The sequence below is a fragment of the Prochlorococcus marinus str. MIT 1214 genome, assembly GCF_027359355.1.
Classification (GTDB): domain Bacteria; phylum Cyanobacteriota; class Cyanobacteriia; order PCC-6307; family Cyanobiaceae; genus Prochlorococcus_B; species Prochlorococcus_B marinus_F.
Genome location: NZ_CP114777.1, coordinates 1,070,657 through 1,097,358 on the forward strand (window position 1 = coordinate 1,070,657; position 26,702 = coordinate 1,097,358).

General features: G+C 34.8%; 23 protein-coding genes. 10 read left to right on the plus strand and 13 right to left on the minus strand.

The window, feature by feature from the left end:
* The first annotated feature begins 7 nt into the window (after positions 1 to 7).
* Complete coding sequence (locus tag O5639_RS06190; RefSeq protein WP_269623700.1) at positions 8 to 334, plus strand: YciI family protein; 327 nt, start codon at positions 8 to 10, stop codon at positions 332 to 334.
* Here O5639_RS06190 and lipA read toward each other — a convergent pair.
* Both lipA and cobJ read right to left on the minus strand, forming a co-directional pair.
* The gene (gene lipA / locus O5639_RS06195; RefSeq protein WP_269623701.1) at positions 322 to 1,191 is read right to left on the minus strand and encodes a lipoyl synthase; all 870 of its coding nucleotides are present in this window, start codon (positions 1,189 to 1,191) and stop codon (positions 322 to 324) included. The genes O5639_RS06190 and lipA overlap by 13 nt on opposite strands.
* A 136-nt stretch (positions 1,192 to 1,327) precedes the next feature.
* Positions 1,328 to 3,109 carry a precorrin-3B C(17)-methyltransferase gene (gene cobJ, locus O5639_RS06200; protein ID WP_269623702.1) on the minus strand — a complete coding sequence of 594 codons (1,782 nt, stop codon included), beginning with the start codon at positions 3,107 to 3,109 and terminating at the stop codon, positions 1,328 to 1,330.
* 634 nt (positions 3,110 to 3,743) lie between these two features.
* Here cobJ and psaA point away from each other — a divergent pair.
* Both psaA and psaB read left to right on the plus strand, forming a co-directional pair.
* Positions 3,744 to 6,050, plus strand: a complete 2,307-nt coding sequence (gene psaA / locus O5639_RS06205) for a photosystem I core protein PsaA (RefSeq protein ID WP_269623703.1) — start codon at positions 3,744 to 3,746, stop codon at positions 6,048 to 6,050.
* A gap of 21 nt (positions 6,051 to 6,071) precedes the next feature.
* The gene (gene psaB, locus O5639_RS06210) at positions 6,072 to 8,300 is read left to right on the plus strand and encodes a photosystem I core protein PsaB (RefSeq protein WP_269603461.1); all 2,229 of its coding nucleotides are present in this window, start codon (positions 6,072 to 6,074) and stop codon (positions 8,298 to 8,300) included.
* 265 nt (positions 8,301 to 8,565) lie between these two features.
* On the opposite strand, the gene O5639_RS06215 is transcribed toward psaB, so the two are convergent.
* Both O5639_RS06215 and O5639_RS06220 read right to left on the minus strand, forming a co-directional pair.
* A complete protein-coding gene (locus O5639_RS06215; protein ID WP_269623704.1) occupies positions 8,566 to 9,093 on the minus strand; it encodes a photosystem I reaction center protein subunit XI in 528 nt (175 codons plus the stop codon).
* A 37-nt stretch (positions 9,094 to 9,130) separates the two neighbouring features.
* A complete protein-coding gene (locus O5639_RS06220; RefSeq protein ID WP_011295429.1) occupies positions 9,131 to 9,247 on the minus strand; it encodes a photosystem I reaction center subunit VIII in 117 nt (38 codons plus the stop codon).
* Between the two features lie 133 nt (positions 9,248 to 9,380).
* Between O5639_RS06220 and O5639_RS06225 the strand changes: the two genes are divergently transcribed.
* On the plus strand, positions 9,381 to 9,863 hold the full coding sequence (locus tag O5639_RS06225; protein WP_269623705.1) for a HEAT repeat domain-containing protein: 483 nt from the start codon (positions 9,381 to 9,383) through the stop codon (positions 9,861 to 9,863).
* Here O5639_RS06225 and O5639_RS06230 read toward each other — a convergent pair.
* Together O5639_RS06230 and O5639_RS06235 are read right to left on the minus strand one after the other, a co-directional pair.
* Entirely contained in the window at positions 9,821 to 10,783 is a 963-nt protein-coding gene (locus O5639_RS06230) for a glycosyltransferase family 2 protein (protein ID WP_269623706.1), read from the minus strand. The two genes, O5639_RS06225 and O5639_RS06230, sit on opposite strands and share 43 nt — an antisense overlap.
* A gap of 33 nt (positions 10,784 to 10,816) precedes the next feature.
* Positions 10,817 to 11,569 carry a C40 family peptidase gene (locus tag O5639_RS06235; protein WP_269623707.1) on the minus strand — a complete coding sequence of 251 codons (753 nt, stop codon included), beginning with the start codon at positions 11,567 to 11,569 and terminating at the stop codon, positions 10,817 to 10,819.
* Between the two features lie 21 nt (positions 11,570 to 11,590).
* On the opposite strand from O5639_RS06235, the gene O5639_RS06240 reads away from it, so the two are divergent.
* Positions 11,591 to 12,484: a serine hydrolase gene (locus tag O5639_RS06240; RefSeq protein WP_269623708.1), complete on the plus strand. Its 894-nt coding sequence runs from the start codon at positions 11,591 to 11,593 to the stop codon at positions 12,482 to 12,484.
* On the opposite strand, the gene O5639_RS06245 is transcribed toward O5639_RS06240, so the two are convergent.
* The 3 genes from O5639_RS06245 to O5639_RS06255 form a co-directional block, all read right to left on the minus strand.
* Positions 12,477 to 12,611: a hypothetical protein gene (locus O5639_RS06245; RefSeq protein ID WP_011295180.1), complete on the minus strand. Its 135-nt coding sequence runs from the start codon at positions 12,609 to 12,611 to the stop codon at positions 12,477 to 12,479. The genes O5639_RS06240 and O5639_RS06245 overlap by 8 nt on opposite strands.
* Positions 12,612 to 12,735: 124 nt before the next feature.
* Positions 12,736 to 13,290 carry a hypothetical protein gene (locus O5639_RS06250; protein ID WP_269623709.1) on the minus strand — a complete coding sequence of 185 codons (555 nt, stop codon included), beginning with the start codon at positions 13,288 to 13,290 and terminating at the stop codon, positions 12,736 to 12,738.
* 91 nt (positions 13,291 to 13,381) lie between these two features.
* Positions 13,382 to 14,263 carry a hypothetical protein gene (locus tag O5639_RS06255; RefSeq protein ID WP_269623710.1) on the minus strand — a complete coding sequence of 294 codons (882 nt, stop codon included), beginning with the start codon at positions 14,261 to 14,263 and terminating at the stop codon, positions 13,382 to 13,384.
* A 625-nt stretch (positions 14,264 to 14,888) separates the two neighbouring features.
* Between O5639_RS06255 and O5639_RS06260 the strand changes: the two genes are divergently transcribed.
* The 3 genes from O5639_RS06260 (at position 14,889) to O5639_RS06270 (ending at position 20,434) form a co-directional block, all read left to right on the plus strand.
* On the plus strand, positions 14,889 to 16,844 hold the full coding sequence (locus O5639_RS06260; RefSeq protein WP_269623711.1) for a tetratricopeptide repeat protein: 1,956 nt from the start codon (positions 14,889 to 14,891) through the stop codon (positions 16,842 to 16,844).
* A gap of 887 nt (positions 16,845 to 17,731) precedes the next feature.
* Positions 17,732 to 18,928 (plus strand): tetratricopeptide repeat protein, encoded by a 1,197-nt coding sequence (locus O5639_RS06265; RefSeq protein WP_269623712.1) that lies wholly within the window; start codon positions 17,732 to 17,734, stop codon positions 18,926 to 18,928.
* Between the two features lie 510 nt (positions 18,929 to 19,438).
* Positions 19,439 to 20,434, plus strand: coding sequence for a hypothetical protein (locus O5639_RS06270; RefSeq protein WP_269623713.1), 996 nt, complete (start codon positions 19,439 to 19,441; stop codon positions 20,432 to 20,434).
* Here the strand turns inward: O5639_RS06270 and O5639_RS06275 are convergent.
* From O5639_RS06275 to O5639_RS06290, 4 genes are all read right to left on the minus strand, one after another.
* On the minus strand, positions 20,409 to 21,296 hold the full coding sequence (locus tag O5639_RS06275; RefSeq protein WP_332299733.1) for a tetratricopeptide repeat protein: 888 nt from the start codon (positions 21,294 to 21,296) through the stop codon (positions 20,409 to 20,411). The two genes, O5639_RS06270 and O5639_RS06275, sit on opposite strands and share 26 nt — an antisense overlap.
* Positions 21,297 to 21,914: 618 nt before the next feature.
* Positions 21,915 to 22,769 (minus strand): FkbM family methyltransferase, encoded by an 855-nt coding sequence (locus O5639_RS06280; protein ID WP_269623714.1) that lies wholly within the window; start codon positions 22,767 to 22,769, stop codon positions 21,915 to 21,917.
* 643 nt (positions 22,770 to 23,412) lie between these two features.
* Positions 23,413 to 23,583 (minus strand): hypothetical protein, encoded by a 171-nt coding sequence (locus tag O5639_RS06285; protein ID WP_269623715.1) that lies wholly within the window; start codon positions 23,581 to 23,583, stop codon positions 23,413 to 23,415.
* Positions 23,584 to 23,811, minus strand: a complete 228-nt coding sequence (locus O5639_RS06290; protein WP_269623716.1) for a hypothetical protein — start codon at positions 23,809 to 23,811, stop codon at positions 23,584 to 23,586.
* A 252-nt stretch (positions 23,812 to 24,063) separates the two neighbouring features.
* On the opposite strand from O5639_RS06290, the gene O5639_RS06295 reads away from it, so the two are divergent.
* Both O5639_RS06295 and O5639_RS06300 read left to right on the plus strand, forming a co-directional pair.
* Entirely contained in the window at positions 24,064 to 24,345 is a 282-nt protein-coding gene (locus O5639_RS06295) for a DUF1651 domain-containing protein (protein WP_269623717.1), read from the plus strand.
* A 544-nt stretch (positions 24,346 to 24,889) separates the two neighbouring features.
* Positions 24,890 to 26,530, plus strand: coding sequence for a tetratricopeptide repeat-containing glycosyltransferase family protein (locus tag O5639_RS06300; protein WP_269623718.1), 1,641 nt, complete (start codon positions 24,890 to 24,892; stop codon positions 26,528 to 26,530).
* Positions 26,531 to 26,702 lie beyond the last annotated feature (172 nt).

Below are 26,702 nucleotides of genomic sequence, written 5' to 3' on the forward strand. Positions count from 1 at the left end.
AGAGAGAATGCCTATATTTATTAAGACAGAAAAATTCAAGAAGGAAACTTTAGAATTATCAAATAGTGAAAGAAAAAACTTCTTGTTAATGCATAAAGAATGGGTGAAAAAGATTAGTCAATTAGGCCATTACATCCATAGCGGATATTTAATAAATGAAAAAAAAATTCCAGGCGGTGGAGGTTTATTAATTCTTGAAGCAAAGGATTACTTAACAGCAAAAAAGATCATAGAAAATGATCCCATGATTAAAAATAATTTAGTTATCTGGGATCTTCAAGAATGGATATCAGTTGATGGAAGTCAACCAAAGTTTTCAAATCACCTTGGATGAGACATCATTAATTTTTTAACTTCTCCTGCGTGATAACTACTTCTAGTTAATGGTGAACTGATGACCTGCAAAAATCCTAATTTATTTTCTCCCTCAATACGGTAACTATCAAATTGAGAAGGAGATACAAATCTATTAACAGGTAAATGTTTTGGGCCTGGTGATAAATATTGGCCAATAGTTACGATATCAACTTTATTTAGATGCAGATCAGAAAGAACACTCAAAATCTCTTCATCTGTTTCCCCTAATCCAGCCATTAAGCCAGATTTCGTATACACTCTTGGCCAACCTTCACGAACTCTTTTTAATAATTCCAAAGACCTTTCATATATTCCTTGAGGTCTGACTCTTGGATATAGCCTTGGAACAGTCTCGATATTGTGATTTAGTACATTTGGAGCGGCATCCAAAATAACTTTTAAAGCATCCCAATTACCGCAAAGATCTGGAATTAAAACTTCAATAGAGGTAAACGGGGATCTGCTTTGAACAGCCTTAATACATTTCAAAAATTGACTAGCGCCACCATCTTCTAAGTCATCACGATTGACGGAAGTTATAACGACATGAGTCAAGCGCATCCTGAAAACAGCTTCACCTAAACGATCAGGTTCTGATGGGTCTAAAAGCCTTTTCGAATTATCAAATGAAATATCGCAATAAGGGCATTTCCGAGTGCATGCAGGTCCCATTATTAAAAAAGTAGCAGTTCCTCCTGCAAAACATTCTCCAATATTTGGACAACTTGCTTCCTGACAAACTGTATTGAGTTTTAAATCAACTAATAGATCAGCAACATTGCCAATCCTCTCTTGCTGTGGTGCCTTAACACGTAACCAGTCTGGTTTAAGCAAAGCTCTTTTAATAACAAACTAACTTTAGAAAGAATTTACAGATTGACTTGATTTTTTAACTTCTTCTCAATTTGATAACTAAAAATAAGATTAAAACTAAATATTCGATTTTCTGGTTCGTAGTAATCAAAAACAATTAATTAGAGAAATAGCCTCTTGGAGTCAAAAATCTATTGTTTTTAAGAACACTCTGACTATTACCAATGACCAAAATAGTAAGCATATCGACCTGATCAAATGGCAAGGTTGCGAGTGTATGAATTTCAATACTTTCATCTGGCCTCCCAAGCTCTCTAGCGATAGCAACAGGTGTGCACGGTTTCCGAAATTCGAGTAGCAAATCAACTGTCTTTTTTAGCTGCCAATTACGTTTTTTTGATTTTGGATTAAATATTGCAATAACAAAGTCACCTATCGCTGCACTTTTAATTCTCCTCTCAATTTGATCCCACGGAGTCAAAAGATCACTTAAGGAGATAGAACAAAAATCATGCATAAAAGGAGCTCCTAGCCTTGCGGCAGCCATCTGAAAAGAGCTAATGCCTGGATGCACTTGAAATAAAGGCCTTGAATCAATCTTTTCATGTAGCCAAAGTTCAAGAGCCAACCCTGCCATTCCATAAATTCCACTGTCGCCAGATGAAATAAGCGCAACTTTTACCCCCTCTTTTGCAAGATCAAGAGCGTATTGACATCGATCTTTTTCAAAAGTTAATTCAGAATCAATACGAACCTGTTCAGGACGGCGAATTGAATCCAAATAATTTAAGTAAGGGGTATAACCGATCCAAGCAGAGCATCTAGTTAAAGCTCGACGAGAGTCAGAGGTAAGCATTTCCAAGTCTCCAGGGCCACTGCCAATTAAATGCAATTCTCCTTTATGAGGTGCAAAGGGAATTGATAACTCGACCAATGCAATTGTTACGGCACCACACTCATCCTCATTGGAATAATAGATTTTTTTTTCTTGTATTAATCTTCCAGACTGACCTCCTAACAAAATTGCCGCAGCTTCAGCGACTGAGGCAGTTCCCATTTCCTTCAAAACTACATTTGAAGGAGTTGGCACGTTGACTTGTGAAAGTTCAGGGGCACTAAAAAAATAAATTGGCCATTCGTTTTTTTTTGACAAATTCAATAATCCTATTTCATCATTTTTTTTATCAATCGTTGCTAAACAAGAGATTGAAAGAAGTGATAAGCCATTTTGATTCAAAGACTTATCAATTGCTCTTTGAATGACAATTTCATCTGTATTTCTCTCACAGCCAATTCCAATGATTATTGTCGGTGGATGCCATGAACATATATTGGAATTTTCTTGACCTATATATAAGTTGATATTTTCAAAAGAGATTGGATCGTTTTTCGCTAAAAAAGAACAATTGGCACAACCTTTTAATTGTTGCCATAGTTTTGAACCTTGTGATTGAAAAACTATATTTTTTTGCTCTTTAGACTGTCTAATCATTAATTTTCGCCAATCGACATCTGAACCACCTCTCTCCCAACCCCATCCTTCACCAAAACAATCCAAAGGAATTCTTCTTTCAGTAAATGAATCTGAGGTGCAAATTACTTCTGCCTCTAAAGCAGCTGCCAACTCATTAGCAAATGCGTCTCCTCCTTGCTTATGGCCTCCTAAAAGAGTAAGAACATTTTTAGCTTTTGAATCCATTACCAGTATTGCTGGATCATTATGTTTAGATCTAACAAAAGGAGATATGAGCCTTACTACAGCTCCGATTGAACCTAAAAAAATTAATTTATTATTGTTATTCCAATGATCTTTTAAAAACTCAATTGGTGAGGATTCAACTAAACCTTCAATTTTTTTTTCTAAAAAAAGAGTTGAACCATTAGATATAAAGATTTGATCTACATGATTGCTTGCTTGCAATCTCTCAAGCAAAGGCAAAGCGCTTAAAGAAAATCCAAATGCAATCCTTTTGGGAGTTTTTATTAATGTTTTTTCCAGAACGAGAAATAAAATAAATTGTTTATTTATCTACACAAGTTAGCCTCTAAAAGAAAGCTTTAGTAAAAATCAAAAATCAAAAACCGTGAAATAGTCTTTAAATAAATTTCTTGAAATCAATAAAAAGCTGTTATCAAGAAATCCAATAGTATTTTTACCTAGCCATTATAGGCTAATTCAACTTTTCAAAGGCAAGAAAGCATTATCTAAGTGATGTGTTCACGAATTAATGTCTATAAAAAGTAAAGCCTCTAGACCTAAATAACTTTTTTCCCTTTGCTCTACTAAACGCAAAGATTTACTAATTAAGAAAAACCATGGATTCAATGACCACTTAAGAATAAAAGTGTAGAACATTTGTTACATGCTTCCGTAGTAACTGACTGTCTACTTTATGCTTATGACATAACCCTTATATAGGTTTTCAAGTAACTTCAAAGGTAGGTCTTGAATTCCTAAAATCTTTCAACAAGTAATCCCACCTCATAAGTAGAATTACTTATTGAAGATTTCACCCTAGTCTTTCCAGATTAGGCCCCCCAAACCTCGATCACATTCCTGAAGGAATCACTCGATGACCATTAGCCCACCAGAAAGAGAACAAAAAAAAGAACCAGTTCTCGATAAACCTATCGAAACTGATGCAATCCCTGTAGATTTTTCCAAGCTTGATAAGCCTGGTTTTTGGTCAAAATCCCTTGCTAAAGGGCCAAAGACTACTACATGGATATGGAATCTTCATGCTGACGCGCATGATTTTGATACCCATGTTGGAGATCTCCAAGAAACCAGTAGAAAAGTATTTTCTGCTCACTTTGGACATCTAGCAGTCATCTTTATTTGGATGAGTGCAGCTTTTTTCCATGGAGCTCGCTTTTCTAATTATTCTGGCTGGCTCTCTGATCCAACTCATGTCAAGCCAGGAGCACAAGTGGTTTGGCCAATAGTTGGTCAAGAGATGCTTAATGCAGATTTAGGCGGTAATTATCACGGCATTCAGATCACTTCTGGAATTTTTCAGATGTGGAGAGGCTGGGGTATTACTAATGAAACCGAGCTCATGGCTTTAGCTATTGGTGCTCTTCTCATGGCAGCAATAATGCTGCATGGTGGTATTTATCACTATCACAAAGCCGCTCCCAAGCTTGATTGGTTCAGGAATCTTGAGTCAATGCTCAATCACCACATAGCTGGTCTAGTGGGATTGGGTTCTATTGCTTGGGCTGGACATTGCATTCACATAGGCGCACCAACTGCGGCTTTGATGGACGCAATTGATGCTGGAAAGCCTCTAATTATTGATGGCATTCCAATTGCTTCAGTTGCGGACATGCCTCTGCCCCATGAGCTTTGTAATCCTGCTATTGCTAGTCAAATATTCCCTGGCCTCGCTGGAAGAACAGTTGAAAATTTCTTTACGACTAATTGGTGGGCGTTTAGTGATTTCTTAACTTTCAAAGGTGGTCTAAATCCAGTTACTGGTAGCTTATGGATGACAGATATTTCTCATCATCATTTAGCTTTTGGAGTACTAGCTGTATTTGGTGGTCATCTTTATAGAACAATGTTTGGCATTGGCCATAATCTCAAAGAAATACTAGATAATCATGCAGGAGATCCAATTCTTTTCCCTGCTCCCAATGGTCATAAGGGAATTTATGAGTTTTTAGCTAATAGTTGGCATGCTCAGCTTGGTTTAAACCTTGCAATGATTGGCTCCTTGAGCATCATTATTTCCCATCACATGTATGCGATGCCACCATATCCATACTTGTCTATTGATTACCCAACTGTTCTAGGTCTATTTACACATCATATGTGGATAGGTGGATTATTCATTGTTGGTGCAGCAGCTCATGCTGGTATCGCAATGATTAGAGACTATGACCCAGCTGTTCATATTGATAATGTTCTAGACAGAATCTTGAAAGCACGAGATGCATTAATTAGTCATTTAAATTGGGCTTGCATGTTCTTAGGTTTCCATAGTTTTGGTCTTTATATTCATAACGATGTAATGCGTGCGTTAGGAAGACCTGCAGATATGTTCAGTGATACAGGGATCCAACTTCAACCTGTTTTTGCTCAATGGATTCAAAATATTCATCATTCAGCTGCTGGCTCTACAACTCTTGCTGGTGCAAATGTAAACCTTCAAAGTGGCTTAGTTAGCGAAGTCTTTAATGGTTCTGTAAGTCAAGTTGGGGGGAAAATTGGAATCGCGCCTATACCTTTAGGAACTGCTGATTTCATGATTCACCATATCCATGCTTTTACTATCCACGTAACCCTTCTAATCCTCCTAAAGGGAGTTTTATTCGCAAGGAGTTCCAGACTAATTCCTGATAAGGCGAACCTTGGCTTTAGATTCCCTTGTGATGGACCAGGAAGAGGAGGTACATGCCAAGTTTCATCTTGGGATCATGTTTTCCTTGGCTTGTTCTGGATGTATAACGGCTTATCAGTAGTTATCTTCCACTTCTCATGGAAAATGCAAAGTGATGTATGGGGACTTACAGGAGGAAACTTTGCTCAAAGCTCCATAACTATCAATGGATGGCTTAGAGATTTCCTCTGGGCTCAGTCATCGCAAGTCCTTACAAGTTATGGCCAACCCATAAGTATGTACGGTTTGATGTTCTTAGGAGCACATTTCGTTTGGGCATTTAGTCTTATGTTCCTATTCAGTGGCCGTGGTTACTGGCAAGAATTATTTGAGTCAATTATTTGGGCTCACAATAAACTTAAGTTGGCACCAACTATTCAACCAAGAGCTCTATCTATCACTCAAGGTCGTGCAGTAGGAGCAGCTCATTTCCTTCTAGGAGGAATTGCTACCACTTGGGCCTTCTTCCACGCTCGCTTAATCGGTCTCGGCTGACCCTCTCTGATCTTTTATAAAATGGCAACTAAATTTCCATCTTTTAGTCAGGGTCTTGCTCAAGACCCTACAACCAGAAGAATCTGGTACGGCATAGCTACCGCTCATGATTTCGAAAGTCATGACGGTATGACAGAGGAACAGTTATATCAAAAACTCTTCTCTACTCATTTTGGTCACTTAGCCATCATTGGTCTTTGGGTGGCAGGAAATCTTTTCCACATTGCTTGGCAAGGAAACTTTGAGCAATGGGTTCTAGATCCAACTCATACTCGTCCAATTGCTCATGCAATTTGGGATCCTCATTTTGGACAAGGTCTTACTGATGCTCTGACTCAGGCAGGAGCAACTTCTCCAGTCAATATTGCTTACTCAGGCTTATATCACTGGTGGTACACAATTGGCATGAGAACTAATGAGCAGCTTTTCCAGGGTGCAATCTTTATAAACATCCTTGTCTGCTGGTTATTGTTTGCTGGATGGCTTCATCTTCAGCCTAAATACAGACCTTCATTAGCATGGTTTAAAAATGCAGAATCTCAGTTAAACCATCACTTAGCTGTTCTTTTTGGATTCAGCAGTATTGCTTGGACTGGTCACTTAATTCATGTAGCTATCCCTGAATCAAGAGGAATACATGTTGGCTGGGATAACTGGTTAACTGTTATGCCTCATCCAGAAGGTCTAACTCCATTTTTCTCAGGGAATTGGGGAGCTTATGCTCAAAACCCTGATTCACTTGATGCGGTTTTTGGAACTACTCAAGGAGCTGGTACAGCGATATTTACATTCTTAGGTGGACTTCACCCTCAAAGTGAATCACTTTGGCTAACAGATATTGCTCACCATCATTTGGCTATAGGAGTGGTATTTATAATTGCAGGCCATATGTATAGGACTAACTTTGGTATTGGCCATAGCCTTAAAGAAATTGTTGAAGCCCACAATACAAGTCACCCAAAAGATCCACATAAGGGTTATTTCGGTATAAAGCACAATGGACTATTCGAGACAGTCAACAATTCACTCCATTTTCAACTTGGACTTGCACTCGCTTCTTTAGGTGTAGCTTGTAGTTTGGTCGCCCAGCATATGGGTGCTCTTCCTTCATACGCATTTATAGCAAGGGATTACACAACTCAGTCAGCTCTATATACCCATCATCAATACATAGCAATGTTCTTGATGGTTGGTGCGTTCTCTCACGGAGCAATTTTCTTTGTCAGAGATTATGATCCAGAGCTTAATAAAGACAATGTTCTAGCAAGAATCCTTAGTACCAAAGAAGCTTTAATTAGCCACTTAAGTTGGGTAACAATGCTTCTAGGCTTCCATACTCTTGGAATTTATGTTCACAACGATGTAGTTGTAGCCTTTGGTACTCCTGAAAAGCAGATTCTTATAGAACCAGTATTTGCACAGTTCGCACAGGCTGCTAGTGGAAAAATGATGTATGGATTTAATGCTTTGCTAGCAAATGCATCAAGTTCTGCATCTATAGCTGCTAATTCCATGCCAGGTAATCACTACTGGATGGACATGATTAATAGACCAGATGCTCTAACCAATTTCTTACCTATTGGACCTGCAGATTTCTTAGTTCACCATGCGATTGCACTAGGACTACATACAACTGCTTTGATTCTTATAAAGGGTGCTCTTGATGCTAGAGGAACAAAACTAATTCCAGATAAAAAGGATTTAGGATTTGCTTTCCCATGTGATGGACCAGGTCGTGGAGGTACTTGTGATAGTTCTTCTTGGGACGCTACTTATTTAGCGATGTTCTGGGCCTTAAATACTATTGCTTGGATTACCTTCTATTGGCATTGGAAACATCTAGCAATTTGGATGGGTAATACCGCTCAATTCAATGAATCTGGTACCTATTTAATGGGTTGGTTTAGAGATTATCTATGGCTAAATAGTTCTCAGCTAATCAATGGATATAACCCATTTGGTGTAAATGCTTTATCTCCATGGGCTTGGATGTTCTTATTTGGTCATCTCATTTGGGCGACTGGATTTATGTTCCTCATCTCTTGGAGAGGGTATTGGCAAGAACTTATCGAAACTCTTGTTTGGGCTCATCAAAGAACACCAATAGCTAATTTAGTTGGTTGGAGAGATAAGCCTGTTGCATTATCCATTGTCCAAGCACGATTAGTTGGTTTAACCCATTTCACAGTTGGAAACTTTGTAACCTTTGGTGCATTTGTTATCGCATCTACTTCGGGTAAGTTCGGATAAATCTTTAACTAGCTTCCAGTCAAAAGAACACTGTCTTTACAAGCAGTGTTCTTTTTTTATGGGTACTAAGATTTATGAGATTGTGTATTGATATTTATAAGCAAAATAGATCCATTTAATATCAAGAAATTAGGAGTAGAAAGCAAAATAAATGAATCTCAGTTCACGCTTTTGCAAAAGATGAGCCAATTGAAGTAAATATTTTAGAGAATTAAAAAGCCCCTAAGATAAGGGGCTTTTTAAAATAAGTTCTTCTAGAAAAGTTTTAAGCTCCAAGTAAATGATATTCCTTAATCAAAGGTAAAACAGTATCTAGATGCAAAGTACCAATTAACAACCAAGCAAACACAACACCTCCTGTGCCTCCTAACCAAAAACCATTTGTAAAATCACTCCATCCTGCTCTTGTAAATAAATCAGAAGGAGGATTTGCTACTGTTGCATCAGGAGGTTGGACATTAGGCGACTTACCAGCAGCGTTGTAAAGAATAAAAAGAGCAGTCAATATTTGAATAGCTCCCACTCCGCCAAGCAAGCCTGCCGTTAAGGCAAAATCCGTATTCCTAAGAGGCCCTGTCATAGAAAAAGGACCAAACAGTAAATAACCAAAAATTGCTCCTGTTTCTAGACCTCTGAAGTTTGGCGATAAGCCCTCTCTATAGACAGGAAGATTATTTATAACCATCTTGGTAAACCAACCACTATTCACTGGGGTTTGAAGATTGCCAACAGTTGGGTCTGAGACTGTTTTTACAGCCCACCTTTGCATAAGTGTTTCTTGAGATTTAGTCATGAGCTAAAAGAATTGGTAGAAAATTAAATTTTTGAAATTACTCAGTAGCGGTTATGTACCTACCAATTAAAACAATGAAAACGGCTGGACCCATTATTCCAACTAATGGAATCAGAATAGCGGGAAGCAAACTTGAAGCTAGTTCACTAGTCATTACTTATTTCAATAAATCCACCTTTATTTTATAGAATTATGATCTAATCAAACCAAATACAACCCATTGATGACATAAAAGTTCAATCCGTATATCTTCTTTAAAGATGCACTCCTAAACAAATTTTCTCATCATGAATCAAGTTTTTGCTGGTGGTTTAGCTCTAATTATTGCTTTAATCCTTTGGAGTTCAAAAAAACAATCCAAGGCATCAGTTTTTTTCAAATCTCAAAAGGATTCCTTTGCAAAGGCTGAGGTATCATCATCAGAATTGATAATCGATAAGAGTTTACAAAATCAAAAATCCAAAAAACTGAATAACAAAAACTCCAAGTCTTTTTCACAGACAAATTCACTTAATTCAATAGAAACTAAGAAAAGATTAACTAAATTAATCTCTAGCAACCCTACTGATCGTCTATTAGCTATTAAAATCGCCAGTCAATGGGAGAATAATAAAGCAGTACCTTTTTTAAGAAGAGGGTTGAAGGATTCTGACAGTAGAGTTGTTATTGCTTCTGCTGCTGGAATTGCATCTTACAAAGGTAAATTTTTTGATTTACATAAAAAACCTCAAGCTTCTCGTCCCCCTCGAAATGTATCTCTAATGCGATAGATAGGTCTATTTTGACTTTCATGATAAGTGCGGATTTGCAACTCTCCAAGCAATCCAAATCCAAATAGTTGAACTCCCGTCACTGCAAGAAGTAAAGCAAAAATAAGTAAAGGTCTATTACCTATATCTTCTCCTAAAAGTTTGATTGTTAATAGATAAAAGCTTGTTATGAAGCTCCCAATAATTGCGAGAATTCCACCAAAACCAAAAACATACATAGGTCTCGTTAAAAATCTATTCATAAACCAAACAGTCAACAAGTCCATCAAGACTCTAAAAGTTCTATCTATTCCATACTTACTAGATCCAAATTGACGGGCTCTATGATTTACTTTAACTTCAGTAATTCTTGCTCCTTCAATATTTGCAAGAACAGGTAAGAATCTATGCAATTCTCCATATAATCTCATATCTGTCAATACTTCTTTCCTATAAGCCTTTAAAGAACACCCATAATCATTCAGTCGTACACCAGTAACCTTCCCAATTAATCGGTTAGCAATTCTTGATGGAAGCTTTCTACTTATCGCAGCATCTTGCCGTCGATATCTCCACCCACTTACAAGATCAAATCCATCCCTAATCTTATTAACTAATAACGGAATATCTGCAGGATCATTTTGCAAATCACCATCAAGTGTGACAACTATCTCTCCAGAGGAAATATCAAATCCTGCTGCCATTGCAGCGGTCTGTCCATAGTTTTTTCGAAGAAGAACTCCAACTAATTCTGGTATCTCAAAGCTTAGTTTTCTAATTACCTCTGCGCTGTTATCTGATGAACCATCATTAACTAAAACTACTTCAAAAGTTTCCTTCATTGGCTGTAAAACCTCTAATAACTGCTTTACCAAAAAAGGAAGACTTTCTTCTTCGTTATAGATAGGTACAACTATTGATAGTGCAACATTAGAATTCATTCAAAACTCCTAATAAGGGTCAATTAATCTTCTTTAGAGTTTTTCACTCTGATAACAAGAGATCACTCGTCCAGCAGATCTAAATTTAGATCTGTAAAAAGAAGAAATTTTTCCAAGGTTCGGTTGAAATAAACCATCAATCTCTATTCCATTATGCCCATCAGTTACCCCAGAACTATGGATATAAAAACCATTCTCAATATGCAATCCAACGTGGGTACATTTTTCTGACGATCCAAAGAAAAGTAAATCGCCAGGTTTTAATTCTTCGCCTAAGGCTTCTATATCCAATGCAATATTTTTACAGAATCTTTCCTGCTGATAAGCATCTCTTGGTATCCAAATGCCTGAACTTGCAAAAGCAGATTGAACCAAACCAGAGCAATCAAAATTTGGACCTACAGTTCCACCCCACAAATATTCATTACTCATTTTTCTCGCAGCCCTAGTCCAAGATAATATCTCCGGAATCCTAGAAATAATTTTCTCTTCAGTAAAAAATTTAGGTTCCCATGATTCTATTTTTGAAGCTTGATGAATTAATTCAGAAAATCTAAACCAACAAATATAGCCATCTTCCAAAAGACGCACTTTAACTCTATGGATAATTTGCTTGTTTTTTAAATTGGATTTTAAACAATCAATCAATTGAAAAGTCCTACCAATACTTGCTTGCGTAACTAATTCATCACTATTTTCACTTTTAAATCCATCAATATTTGTTCGCAGTTTCCATAAACTTCCCAAAACAAATGAAGTATTATTTAGCAAAACCTCTAAGGTCATATTGAATTCTTCTCGAGCGCTATGGCGTTCTACCGACAAGACCCTGAGATGGCATATTGCCTGAAAGGTCTCCTCGACAGGTTTGAAAAAGAAGGTCGTCCAAACCTTCAACAGAATATTGCAATAACATGCATACGTTATGACAATCAGAGTCCATCGGCATCTAGTGGATATGGAACAGGGTGGAATTCAAACAGAAATTTTTATCCTGCAAGCGTAGTAAAAATAGTTTATGCATTGGCGACTCAGGTATGGCTAAAGCAAGACTTAATTGTTGACTCAAAAGAACTTAGAAGAGCTTTATATGAAATGATCGCAAACTCCAATAATGACGCCACAAGTTATATTTTAGATCTTTTAACAGGCACAACAAGTGGTCCATCTCTTAATGAGTCAAACTATCAAGCATGGAAAACCCAAAGGCAATTAATTAACCACTGGCTAAATGATCTGAAATGGCCTGAAATAAAAAATTGGAACTGCAGTCAAAAGACTTGGAATGAAGGCCCTTTTGGAAGGGAGAAGGATTTTTATGGAAAAAAAAATGAGAATCGAAACAGGATGACAACCGATGGGAGTGCCAGAATCTTTGAATCATTAATGACTCTTGAAATACTCCCAAAAGTCACAAGCGAACGTTTAATAAAAGTTTTTCAACGCTCACTCGATCCAGTTGCTCGCAAGCAAAATATAGAGAATCAAGTAGATGGTTTTTTGGGAGCAGGCCTTCCTTTGGCTTCTAAACTTTGGAGCAAAGCTGGTCTAATGAGTGAAGTTCGCCATGATGTCGCATGGTGGGAATCGCCTAATAAGAATCCTATGCTTGCAGTAGTTTTTACAACTGGCAAAGAATTAGTCAAAGATCAATTTTTACTTCCTGCGATTAGCAGTGAGTTGAACAAATTAGCTATTTAGCAATCAGTAAAATTCCAGCAAATAAAATAGATCCCAAAAGAAATCCAACAGCCAAAAGGACGGCTATTATTGGTGTATTTAAGTAAACAGATATAGTTGCGAGTTGATTACCCTTTGCTTCAGACACCTTTAAAACTCGTAAAAATCACTTTGATTAAAGCATCTAACTACGCCAAAAAACAAAAAAAGTTTCACTGATAAAACAATTTTTAAAAATCCAAAGAATTATTTATTGTTATCAAAAAAATAATTCAAATAAAATTTGATTTTGGTTGCTTATTTCCTAAATTTTTAATATCTTTTTTAGATTGACTTTCTTTTTTTAAACTTTCTTGTTTGTCAATATTTTGATTGATTATTTTCTGATCTGCTTTTATTAAATCATCATCTAATAAATTTGTTTTATCTAAGTCTTTTATCTCAAGATTCTGTTGTATTTTTGAATCCGTAGTACTTAGATCCTGCAATTTGATTATATTTACAGGTTTATTTTCATTAACTTTTACAATATCGTTAATTCCGAAGTTATGAAATAAATTAAAATCAAATCCACCTTTTGAAATAGATAATGAGGTAAATACAAGAATTGAAGATAAAATAATAATAAGAAAAATACTAGATAATAAAGTATTTATTGGAGACCAAAATAATGTTACTTTAGCAGCTTCATTCGTTTGTTTAAATGTATCAGCAGAGGGACTTAAATCTAAGAAAATATCTTGATTAATCCAACCTTTATTAGCTTTCCTATAGGGAGACTCACTTTTAGTGAAGTCAACAACCTCCTTGATTCTTTCTTTAAGCACAGCTTAGATTTATCTAAAACTACAAGAACGGAAACATAGCAGAAAGACAGAATAAAAAAGTTGCTTTCGCATAGATATTCGTGAAATTGAATTACCCAGCAATAAATACCATCGCAGAAACAAGAATAGCCGAAGCCAAAATCCCTATAGAAGCTATTGAAACGATCTTCCCAGTGTTTAAGGAGACTGATACCGTTAACAATTCAGTTTTCGAGTCTCGTTTCTGTTGTGAATCAATTTGAGTTCGAGAATTAACTTTCTTGCTGGCTAGAGCTTTCTTATCCGCTAAAGCTTTCTTCTCTGCTAAAGCTTTCTTATCCGCAGCAGCTTTCTTATCCGCTAAGGCTTTCTTATCCGCAGCAGCTTTCTTATCCGCAGCAGCTTTCTTATCCGCAGCAGCTTTCTTATCCGCAGCAGCTTTCTTATCCGCAGCAGCTTTCTTATCCGCAGCAGCTTTCTTATCCGCAGCAGCTTTCTTATCCGCTAAGGCTTTCTTCTCTGCTAAGGCTTTCTTCTCTGCTAAGGCTTTCTTCTCTGCTAAGGCTTTCTTCTCTGCTAAGGCTTTCTTATCCGCAGCAGCTTTCTTATCCGCTAAGGCTTTCTTATCCGCCAAGGCTTTCTTATCCGCAGCAGCTTTCTTATCCGCTAAGGCTTTCTTCTCTGCTAAGGCTTTCTTATCCGCAGCAGCTTTCTTATCCGCTAAGGCTTTCTTATCCGCCAAGGCTTTCTTATCCGCAGCAGCTTTCTTATCCGCTAAGGCTTTCTTATCCGCCAAGGCTTTCTTATCCGCAGCAGCTTTTTTAGCCGCAGCAGCTTTCTTCTCTGCTAAGGCTTTCTTATCTGCAGCAGCTTTTTTAGCCGCAGCAGCTTTCTTCTCTGCTAAGGCTTTCTTATCTGCAGCAGCTTTTTTAGCCGCAGCAGCTTTCTTCTCTGCTAAGGCTTTCTTATCTGCTTGAGCTGTTTTCGCTTGCACTTGAAATCCAAAAATTTGCCTTATTCAAGCACCCAGATCACGATGATTTTAAAAATCTTGGCTAGTTGAAATGAAGTAATAACATAGATTTTCTTTCCCTTGTAATATAAAGCTCTTGTGAAATTAATGATAAGGTTTTGCGATCCAGATCCATTCCTCCTTAAAAATCCTTAGTCTTGGTTGATATCAAAAAGATAGAGGCAACAAAATTGAATCTCTCAAGCTATTTGCGTTCTAGCAACACTTCCTCTAAGGAGAGCAGGGTTTCAATAATTGATTTCTAAACCTATAAAATAATTATTCTTATGATCCTTTAAAAAAGTAAGCTTATAACTCTTTTCTGAACTTATATAAACTCGCCAAAACCTAATCAAAAGGTAAGATCTTTAATTCATAAAAAAAAGAATGGAGGAGAAGTGATTGTGACGGCTAAAGCAATTAAATCCCCCTCTATAGAAAAATATTAATTAAGTGAAAGTATTATCTAAGGCTCATCAAAGAGAATAAAGACAAAAACTAAATAAAAAAGATAAAAGTTTTGGCAAAACAATTCTTTTTATAAGCAAGACTTGTTAAATCAAATACAAAGCTGATATATTTTAATCAATATATCAGCTTTGTTAATTTGGAAACGAATATAAACACAGCTAGATCCCTTTTTAAAGAAAATAAGTATCAAGAGACAATTAATACTTGTAATCAAATACTAATTACTGATAAGAATTCAATTGAAGCTATCAAATTAATCGCAAAGTCATTTGTATCAATAAAAAGAATAGAAGATGCTCGTTTGTATTTAAATAAAGCCCTAGATATAAAACCTAATGATTATGAAGTAATTAAAGAACTAGGCAATACATATCAAGCTGAAGGCGATATTAATAATGCTAAAAACTATTATAAAAAGGCTATAAGTATTAATAGTTCATATGCTCCAGCATTGACAAATCTTGGAGGCATTGAGCTGAATGCAGGTAATAAAAAAGAAGCATTATCTTTATTAATCAAAGCTACAGAATCAGATCCTAAATTAGCTCCTGCTTGGGTGAACCTTGCTAATGGATATCTTCAACTACAAAGAATGCAAGAGTCAAAAATTGCTTGCTGCAAATCAATAGAGATCAATCCAAATCTCTTCAACTCTCATTTCTTTCTTGCGAACATACTGATTTGGGAGAAAAAACTTTTAGAAGCTGAGTTATCGCTATGCAAAGCCATTGAACTCAAACCCGATTTCTTCGAAGCTCATCTAAACCTTGGTGCAATTTTAAAAGATCTAGGAAAGCTAAAAGAAGCTGAATTATCGACCCGTAAAGCTATTCAATTGAATCCTAATAATGCCCAAGCATATTCCAATCTTGGAGGCATATTAAAAGATCTTGGCAATCTAGATGAAGCTGAATTATCGACCCGTAAAGCTATTCAATTAAGTCCTTGTAATGCCCAGTCATATTCAAATCTAGGAGACATATTAAAAGATCTTGGTAATCTAAATGAAGCCGAATTATCGACCCGTAAAGCTATTCAATTGAATCCTAGTTATACCGAAGCTTATTATAATCTTGGAGGCATATTAGGAGAACTTGGAAAACTAAAAGAGGCTGAATTATTGACTCGCAAAGCTATTGAAATGAATCCTAATTATGCCGAAGCTTATTATAATCTTGGAGGTATATTAGTCGAACTTGGAAATAAAAAAGAGGCATCTATATTATACCGAAAATCAATCGAACTCAAACCTAATTTTGCTGATGCTTATAATAATCTAGCAACCATATTAATAGATATTGGTGATTTAGAGGAAGTTGCTATACTATACCGTAAATCAATTAAACTTAAACCTAATTCCGCTTCATCGCATAGAGGTTTAAGTATCTATTTCTATCTAATCGGAAATCATGATTTAGCTTTAACTAGTATCTTAAAGGCCTATTCAATTGAACCAAAAGATTTAAGCAATAAAGTGTTATTAAATATCTTCAAAGGTCAAAGCATAATCAAAGAAAAAAGCCTAAATCAGAATTATAATGAAAGCGATCTAGAAGAAAAAGATTTAGATTTAAATCCATTAATTCTAAATCGACCAGTAGAAAAAGAACTTATAGATACTTTATACAATATCAAGGCTCAAGATCAGGCACTAAAACAAGCACCAACCTATGGGAATGCTATAGGTTCAAACTATGAATTGTTTGATAGAGATGAATCAATGATAAAAAATATCAAAGACGACTTAACAAGTATTGCAATGAATTCTGTTAGATCTGATATTTTAATAGAGGCTTCTTTCTTTACAATATTTCGTTCAGGAGGTGGATTGATAAGTCATACTCATCTTAACAAACTGGATAGGTTGAATGGTTTAAATCTAGCAAGTAAAAAATTTTCTCTAGTGTATTATTTATCCGTAGGTGATCAAAAATGTGAAGAACCTGGAATTCTAAAACTTGAAGAACCTAATCAAGATATTCTTCCTACTAATGGTTTGATAATTATCTTTCCCGCAGGAAGAAAACACTCTGTTTTTTATAAAGGTAAAAAAGATAGGATCATTATTGGTGTAAATTTTTATAAAATATAAAACATAATGAAAGATAAATCTCAGTTTTATAGATCGCTTTCTCTAACTTAACTTTCAACTAGCGAAACAAGTGTGAGTTAAAATGAAACACATTGAACTACTCAATCATTTATTTGATTAGGTTTTAACAATTTAGAACTTTTTTCTTCTCACTACTAAAATCAATAAATCTATCTATTAGATTAACGTTCCAGAAGATAAACCAAACTTATAGAACTAGGGAAGATTTGAAGAAAAATATCCCATTATCTACAGACAAATATATCAATTATGGTTTTAATAAACTAAATAATGAGCTGATACTAGATTTTTCCGACCCGATTGTTTTATACATACTCAATAGCCAATCCAGCAAGTGAAATTATTTTCCTTACACAGGAGTGAAAGTCAATGGATTGGCAGTAAGGATTGATTCTTTTCTCCAGTGATATAAACTCTCACGACCTGAATAAGAATATAGTGGGATTAATTTAGTGATGCAACAAAAGAAACTGCCGCGGAGGGGGATGAGCTAATTAACCCAAAATCACCTATACCCGCCTCACAAGAAGCCACAACAAGCAGGTACATATTAATCAAGAGAATTGGCTCCCTTCTTTAAAGTAATTGTATATTAGGGACGCAGGTGAATAGATAAGCATCTCAACTCATTAAAACTTTAAAGAGTCGCAATAGAAGTGCTTGAACAAACCTTTGAATATCGCTTAAAAGACATAAGCAAGTTGGATAACGTCAATCAAGTGATTTATTCATTCAGAAATAGTTCTATTTATCAAGCAAGCAATCTTTCATCGAACTCTATAAATTAAATTAAAATAATCTTAGGAAGAGTCATAACAAAGGTATATTGAAAATACTCTTATTCAAGTTATACATTCTTAAAGATAATGGTATCAAATAATAAAGAGCAAGGGAAAAAGAAAATCCCTGAAGCCCAAACATTTCCTGTTCCATATACTTTAGATAAAAAAAAAGAAAATATTGGTATAAATACTAATAATCTTTCTACTCCTTCTAAGCCTTCTAAGCCTTCTAAGCCTTCTAAGCCTTCTAAAGAAGAATTAATTAATCAAGCATTTAAGTTTCATAGTCAAGGAAACTTTTCGGAAGCAGTCAAACTTTATCAATATTTAATCAATCAAGGTATTAATGATCAAAGAGTTTTTTCTAATTATGGAATCATATTAAAAAATCTAGGCAAATTAAAAGAAGCAGAATTATCCTTTCGCCATGCAATTAAAATTAACCCTGATTTTGCAGAGGCTCATTATAATCTCGGAAACATATTGAGAAATTCAGGGAAACTAAAAGAAGCAGCAAAATCCATTCTTACAGCGATTAAAATTAAACCTTCTTCGAATTCATACTTTGCTTATGCAAGTTGTCTTTATGAACTGAAAGAGTTGAATTCTTGCATCGAAAGTCTTTATAAATCTAAAGAATTAGTAAAGCAAAAGTCGGATTCACAAATAATAAAAGCGTCAATTATCGTAGCTGAATCAGCAAAAAGCTTATCATTTAATTCCACTAATAAAATAAAAGAAAAAAAGCTTTTCGACAAAAGATTTGATAGGTTAATAATAAATAGAACAGTAGAAGATGAACTTGTATCTTACCTGTATACAATGAAAACAAAAGGACTTGATGACAGCGGAGATAGTAGATATGGACCAGGTTTATGCACGGATTTTAAATTATTTGAGGACACCTCTCCTGTTATATCAAAGTTATCAAATGATTTGGAAGAGATTTGTAAAAAAGCGCTAGGAGTAAATAACATATTTTCTTGTGATTCATTTTTCAATCTTTTTGTCTCAGGCTCAGGGCAGCCACCACATTGGCACCTGAGTCAAGCAGATGAAAACTTTAATTTAGCTTCTAAAAAATATAGTCTCGTCTATTATCTAGATATCGGTGATCAAGATTGTGAAGAACCAGGCATCTTAAAATTACATGACCCTGACGAAGAAATCTTACCTAAAAAAGGCATGATTATTATAATAGGTGCTCAAAGATATCACTCAGTTTCATATCATGGAAACAAAAAAAGACTAATGGTAGGGGTTAATTTTTATGGCTTATAAAAAAACTTAATTTATGAATATTTAAAGAAAAGCTAAGAACTGTTTACCAGAAGATAAAGAAAAAATAACTACAAAACTGACAAAAATTTTAAGAGCATCATACCAAAACTATCAGAGAGATGTATCAGCTTAGCTTTCTAAAAGCGAATCAATAATTAGCTTAAAGAAGAGAAAAATTAATTGAGATCAAAAGGAATATCCATAAATGTTTCACGCATAAATGCTGACATACCTCAACTAATTGAGGAGTATTCAGAGATGAATTAGCCAAATTGACAACTATAAATCCCCTATGCAGTAAAAGGCTAAGCACCACACAAAAATAAAATATGATTCATCAAGACAAACTTTTTAAAATTTAGAAGTTTTTACCAAAACCCAAAATAGAGAGGAATAACTGAGATCTTGCATCCTCATAGAGATTTTTCTTCCCTCGACTAATACCCTTACATAAGGCACGTTTGCTATGGCATACTTACGGATAAACTTATATAGAAATTTATATCTGATATGGACAATAATTGGGATATTTTACTTTCTGAATTTCGTAGACTTGGTGGAATAGCAGATAATATATGTCAAAAGGAAGGGGAATATGGGAGAGGTATCTTTTCTGTTAATCCAATTCTGAGAGCGAGAATTTTTACTCCATCAAAATTACTGATCAAAAAAGATGATATTTATTTAGAAGATAATAAATTAAGAATTAAAAAAGATAAGGACTATAATCAAGAAATTAGAAATTTTTTTAATTTTTACCAAGATAACTTTTCATGGGGTTCCGGCGGAAAAGAAACAACAGAATTGTTTGAGAAAGGATTAAGTTTATTTAACTCAAATTTAAAAACATTAATTAAAAAATATACTTTAATTAATTTAGAAGAAAGGCACAAAGGCATATGGGATAATGTTATTAAAAATCAATTCTTGAATGCTAGAGCAGTTAATTTTAAAAATAGTTTAGTTATAGCTCCTATCTGGGACCTTGTAAATCATAAAGTAAGATCAATGCCTTTTATTATTACTGAAGAAGGAATAAGTACTCCAAATTATCCTGCAACAAATAGTGAGATAAGATATTCATATAATAATATTAGTCCTATAAAACGTTTTTTTTCTTATGGTTTTTTTTCTGAAGAAAGCATAGTATTTTCAATCCCATTTTCAATTAATATTGAGAATATTGGTATTCATATTTCATGTAAAGGAATGGGTCTTAGTAATGATTCTATGAAAATAGAAAGATCTGGTGATAACATTATTTTAGAGGGTTTACCTATCGCTGATGTTAATCATCCGAGATTGCCATATAATTATTTTGATGAGATTATTAGGAGAATCGATCATATGAATATTCCACAAGATTTTTTATTGAAAATATTCGAATTAAATATTTCAATAAGAAATCAAATTATATATGAATCTCAGTTAATAAACAACGAAGTCTCAAAGGAACTGACTAAAGTTATGAATTATGAAATCAATCTAATCTCATCTCATAATTAAAACTATATGAACCGGAAATTGACCATGACCTTAAAGACATAATTTTTTCTGAACATAATCTTGCTTCTTGTAATTTGCCAAGATCCCTCAATATATTTCCAAGACTGATATGAGTATCTACGTAATCAGGTTTAATTTTAATTGCTTTGCGAGTAGATAGTTCTGCTTCTTGTAAGTTACCAAGAGCTTTCAATATTTTTCCTAGATTATAATATCCCTCTGCGAAATCAGGTTTAAGTTCAATTGCTTTACGGTATAACAATTCTGCTTCTTTTGATTTTCCAATATCATTCAATATGATTCCCAGATTGGAATACGCCTTTGCGTAATTAGGATTGAGTTCAATTGCTTTACGTTGTGATAATTCTGCTTCTTGTAAGTTGCCAAGAGTTTTCAAGATATTTCCCAGATTGTAATGCGCAATCGCGATATCAGGTTTGAGTTCAATTGCTTTGCGAGTAGATAATTCTGCTTCTTTTAATTTGCCAAGATCATTCAAGATGTTCCCCAGATTGCAATGCGCAATCGCGAAATCAGGTTTAAGTTCAATTGCTTTGCGAGTCAACAATTCTGCTTCTTTTAATTTGCCAAAGCTTTTTAATATGCCTCCATAATTAGAAAAAACTCTGTAATCACTAAACCCTTGATCAATAAAATATTGATACTGTTTGGCTGCTTCTGAAATGTTTCCTTGAGAATGAAACCTAAATGCTTGATTAATTATTTGTTCTTTAGAAGGTTTAGAAGGAGTATTTGTAGTAATAGTGATGTTTTCTTTGCTTTCTCCTAAAGAAAATGGAACTGAGAATGTTTTTACTTCAGTCACTTTCTTTTTTCCTTGCTCTTTATCACTAGATCCCATTATCTTCTACGAACTTATGATTTTATTAATTCTACTACTCATTATATTGCCATTTAATATCAGTATCGGCATTTAGAAAACTAGAACTGATTCATTACTTGAATCGTATTTGGATGTTTCTCTTCAGATCTTGCCAAATTTTTTCTATTTGTTTATTATCTTCTGTTAATGAGTTTTTAGAGTGAGGATTAAAAGTAAGTCTGTCTTTAAAATCACTTCAATATAAGGCATAGTAAATTTCATCTAAATTTTTAGCTATTACTTTAGATATTTTAATTATTGAAAAGTTAGGACATTCTCTGTAAGTCCTATTTATTCTCCATGAATATTTGTTTGTTAGGTAACATAACACAAATATGATTACATTTATATGGAACTTTCCCCAACAACATTACCAACAACACACAGTGAATTAGTATGAACCCACCTGATTCCAATTGAACCACTCTATTCAGTCATATCAGTGGTTATGGGGGATTATGAACCTTTCTGAATCCGTCTGAATCCAATGAAAAACGTAGAGGGAGTCCGTTAGTGGCGAACCATAAATAACGGCAGCGGAAGGAAATTAACTAAGCACCTGAGAAATAACTATATTCCCCCGCACGCAGAAAAATATTAATTAGCAATCAAATTTGATAAGTCAGGATAATGCGAACTATCTTTAACTTCAGGTAAATCTATTCTAATGTTCTGATCTTTTCTGATAGCCAGTATATTAACAGAATGTACCTTATCAAATAAATTATTTTCATTTTTAAAGAAGTTATTTTTATTGTAAAGAGGAATAATATGCCAGAATATTCTATAGTCTAAAGACCATATTAATTCAATTAATTCTTTTGATTTCTCAATGTAATTCGCATCATTCTCTACGTACAAAAAGGGTTTTGTTCTCTTTATTAAGTCAAAACCACCTTTAAGAACATTCACTTCCATTCCTTCAGCGTCTGTTTTTAAAAGTTTTAATCTTTGCAAATTTGCAAACCTATTATCTAAAGTATCAACCTTTGCTTGATGAACATTTGAAGACTTTTCTTTAGTAAGACTAATTCCTGCAAAATTAGATTCCTCAGTAAAATCAAAATTAGGATAATAAAAATCCTCGCCCTTTTTATCCGATAAAGCAGAGTTAAAGCAAAAACAATTCGTTATTGAGTTGATAGAGATATTTGCACAAAGATTTTGAAAAACTACATTTTGGGGTTCAAATGCAAATACTACTCCTTCATTAACAGTTTTTGCTAAAGCAAGTGTATGACTTCCAATATTTGATCCAACTTCAATTACGACATCACTAGAGGTCAAAATCTGTTTACATAAATCTATTTCTCCTTGCGACCATTCCCCATATTCTTTGATACTTTTACCGATATACATATCATTTTTGTTATAAACCATCCAACCATATCTCATTTTGATTAGATCGTTGAAACCTCCAAGATTTATAAATTCTTTTTTAGAAATATCCATAAATCCTTAAAAGTATTCCTTAACAACTTCTGAATACTACAAGCAACAACAACTCCTTATTTTAATTTAATATTTTTAGAAATAAATTGCATATAAATCAAAACGATATTACCTAATTCCAGAAAATTTTCCCAACAACACACGAGTGAATTAGTCTCAATCCACCTTAATCCAATTGAACTACTCTATTCATTCATATCCAGTAGTTTTAGAGGATTATGAACTCTTCTGGATCCTTCTGGATCTAATAAAGAACGGAGAGGGAGAAACTTTGAGGGACACCAAGAGAAATGTGGTGAAGTAGCATGACGCAAGTTGTTGAAATTATGGTGCTAATTCACCCAACACAACTAAAATGTTATTTAAGGAGCACAATTACTGTCTAAAATATACTTTCAAAATGAAAAGGGGGACTCAAGTTCGCTGAAGCAGCAGGGTCCCTTTCTTAATGCCGTAAAACAGGTATTTTCTCTCATGTTTCAATAATTTTGTTTGATTAGAACTGGGTTGGAGTTCTAGCACTTGTCTTCCCGTAGGTCAGGGAAGTGGTTAGTTTAAGGGAATCGGATTGTTCACACGGATAAACAAGTGCTGAACTTAAAGGGGACGACCAAAATCTCGTCCCCTTCTTTAATGGAAGAAATTAAGGTTTCCAATACTCATCCCATTCATCCTGAAGTTCTGTCTGCGATAAAGAGTTGTAGAAACCTCTCCACTTCTTTTCTGAATTTGCGTCAGTTGCACTCAATGAAAGCATTAGATCTATTGCTTCCTCTTGCGTGAAGGATTTTCCCTTGTCTGATTTAAATATCACTTACGAAGCAATCTCTTCCCAAGGATCACGTGAAGATAATTCCTTAAATGGTATCAATTTAAAATCACCTCTTCTGATACCACGACAGATTAATCCATTTGGATGTTCCCTCTTAAATATTTCAACTGCATCTTGTTTTCGTTCTGATGGAATAGTGACTTTATAAATCACCTCACCTGAATCACGAATCTTGTAAACAAAGTTCCAATCATATTCTTTGATATCCATTTGCAATTAACTACTTACTCATTATTGTTTTAACTCACTTTGGTCTGATGAACCATTACATAAGTGCTGAACTTAAAGGGGGCGACCAAAATCTCGCCCCCTTGTTTAATGCAAAACAATTATCTTGACCAACTTGCATATATTAGTAGATTTGTACTATTCTAGTCCCTATCACCAAAAGCAAGGGAACCACGAAGTGAGCATCGTGTTTTTTGTCTCTTCTTTTAAATATCACCATCAGACATCAGTTATATGAATCAACCAATCAGAGAAGCATTGCCAACACCAACAGGATGGTTAGTTGCACCAACGAGAGAATTTTGTTTGTTCTTTATTCGTGATCCGAAGTCGGTCATGGTTGCCCCAACTGTTTACACACAACTGTGGTATTGCCTTGAAGATGGCACTCCAACCAAATTGAAAAACACAAGAAGACTTGATTACGAATGTGCTGTAGAAACTTGGCATGAACTCTTATCTCAAGATTGGGAGTTAGTGGAGCATCAGCTCAATGCCTGTGTTGAAGCTGCTTAATCAAGCACTGATATCACCCAACATTTCACAAAAAAATGAACCTTATGCAACAGCATGGGTGCATCTAAATCAATCAATTTCGTTATATCTAGTCCTCTTAAGGGGTTTGGGTATCTATGGAGCATCCTGAACCAAATTAAGAACGGAGAGGGAGGTATTCGTAGTAGGCGAACATGGCAAGCGGTGGCAACCGATGGCAGAACTTTTTTGAAGAAGCCAAATCTCCTCACAACACTCCTCACAACAAACTTTTTAACACCGTGGCAATCGCTGGCAATCAGTGGCAATCAGTGGCAGAACTTTTCTAGTGGTATCAGTAGATCTCAGCGGTTTTGGCAGTTATTGGCAACACCTGAATACAAAAGAAAACGGAGAGGGAGTCCGTTAGTGGCGAACCATAAAGAACGGCAGCGGAAGGGAATGAACTAATAAAGGGAGAAATACCTTTATTTACCCCCACATTTCCCCCCACGCAGGAAAAAGATTAATTAAGAGCCATTAATTGAGTAGTAGAATTACTAAAACCATAAGTTGGTAGAGGATTTTGGTATCAATTGATAAAGATCAAGGAAAAAAGAAATTGACTGAAGTAAAAACATTCTCAGTTCCATTTGCTCTAGAAGAAATCAAAGAAAATATCACTATTAATACTCATGCTACTTCTAAATCTTCTAAAGAAAAAATAATAAATAAAGCAATTCAGTTTCATCTAAAAGGAAATATTAAAGAAGCAACAAAATATTATCAGTATTGTATAAATCAAGGTTTTAATGATCACAGAGTTTTTTCTAATTATGGAAGCATCTTGAAAGATCTTGGACACTTAAAAGAAGCAGAAACATCAACTCGCAAAGCTATTGAACTTAAACCTGATTACGCAGACGCATATTCCAATCTAGGAATCATATTAAAAAATCTTGGCAACTTACAAGAAGCAGAAATATCAACTCGCAAAGCTATTGAACTTAAACCTGATTACGCAGACGCATATTCTAATCTAGGAATCATATTAAAAAATCTTGGCAACTTACAAGAAGCAGAAATATCAACTAGCAAAGCTATTGAACTTAAACCTGACTTCGCAATAGCATATACCAATCTGGGAAACATATTTTTAGATCTTGGACAATTACAAGAATCAGAAAAGTCCTATCGCAAAGCAATTGAACTTAAACCTGATTACGCAGATGCATATTCCAATCTTTCCTATTTAGAGCTTTTAAAAAGTGATTACAAGTTTGGGCTAGAAAATTATGAGTTTAGATTTAAAAAAGAAAAACCTTCGTCACTTCACGGCAATTCAAACCTGAAACGAATTACGAATAAAACATTACAAAAAGGAGAGAAAATCTTAGTCGTTAGTGAACAAGGCTTAGGCGATACTTTTCAATATATGAGATACATTCCATATCTAAGAAATAAAGGTTTTGAGATTTCTTTTTGTACTCTAGAAAAACTACATTCATTAATCCAAGTATCAAATATTGAATCAAATCCATTAAGTCCACAGGAGATTAATAGTGTGACTACAGGTCAATGGATCCCACTTTTATCATTGCCTAGAATTCTAAAAGTAAGTCCAAAGAATCCAATAGTTACTAAACCATATATTCATTCAAAAAAAGAATTAAATAAGAAATGGAAAACAATATTCGCTCAAGAGAAAAGACCAATTATTGGTATTAATTGGCAAGGAGCTCCAGATACAGAAAAGACTTATCAAGGAAGATCAATTCCCTTAGAAACTTTTTCAATAATCTCTGATAAGCATGAGATAAGACTGCTTTCTTTACAAAAAGGGTTCGGTTCAGAACAATTAGATAATTGTTCATTTAAAAATAATTTTGTTAATTGCCAACCACAAATCGATTCCACTTGGGATTTTCTTGAAAATGCTGCCATCATTGAAAATTGTGATTTGATTATTACTTGTGATACTTCAGTTGCTCATTTAGCTGGAGGAATGGGAAAAAAAGTTTGGTTGCTATTAAGAGATATACCCTTTTGGACTTGGGGACTGGAAGGCTCAAGTACATTCTGGTATCCGTCCATGAGGTTATTCCGACAAAAAGAACGACATAATTGGCAAGAGGTTATGGAGAGAGTATCAAGCGCTATTACAGAGGAGTTCAACCCTTCAAAATCTTCCCCCCACGCAGCACCCGAAAAAGAAAGATATACCTGAGATCTCCCTTCCCTTCAGTAATTTCCATTCCCCCCACACAGAACTCGGAATCTGTGGCACACTACGAACAGGTGCGAACTCTTTATTCTTCTAATCCCTTACTGCTACTGAGTTATTTCTGTTTTCTGAACTTATACGAACACGCCCGAATCAATTAAGAACGGAGAGGGAG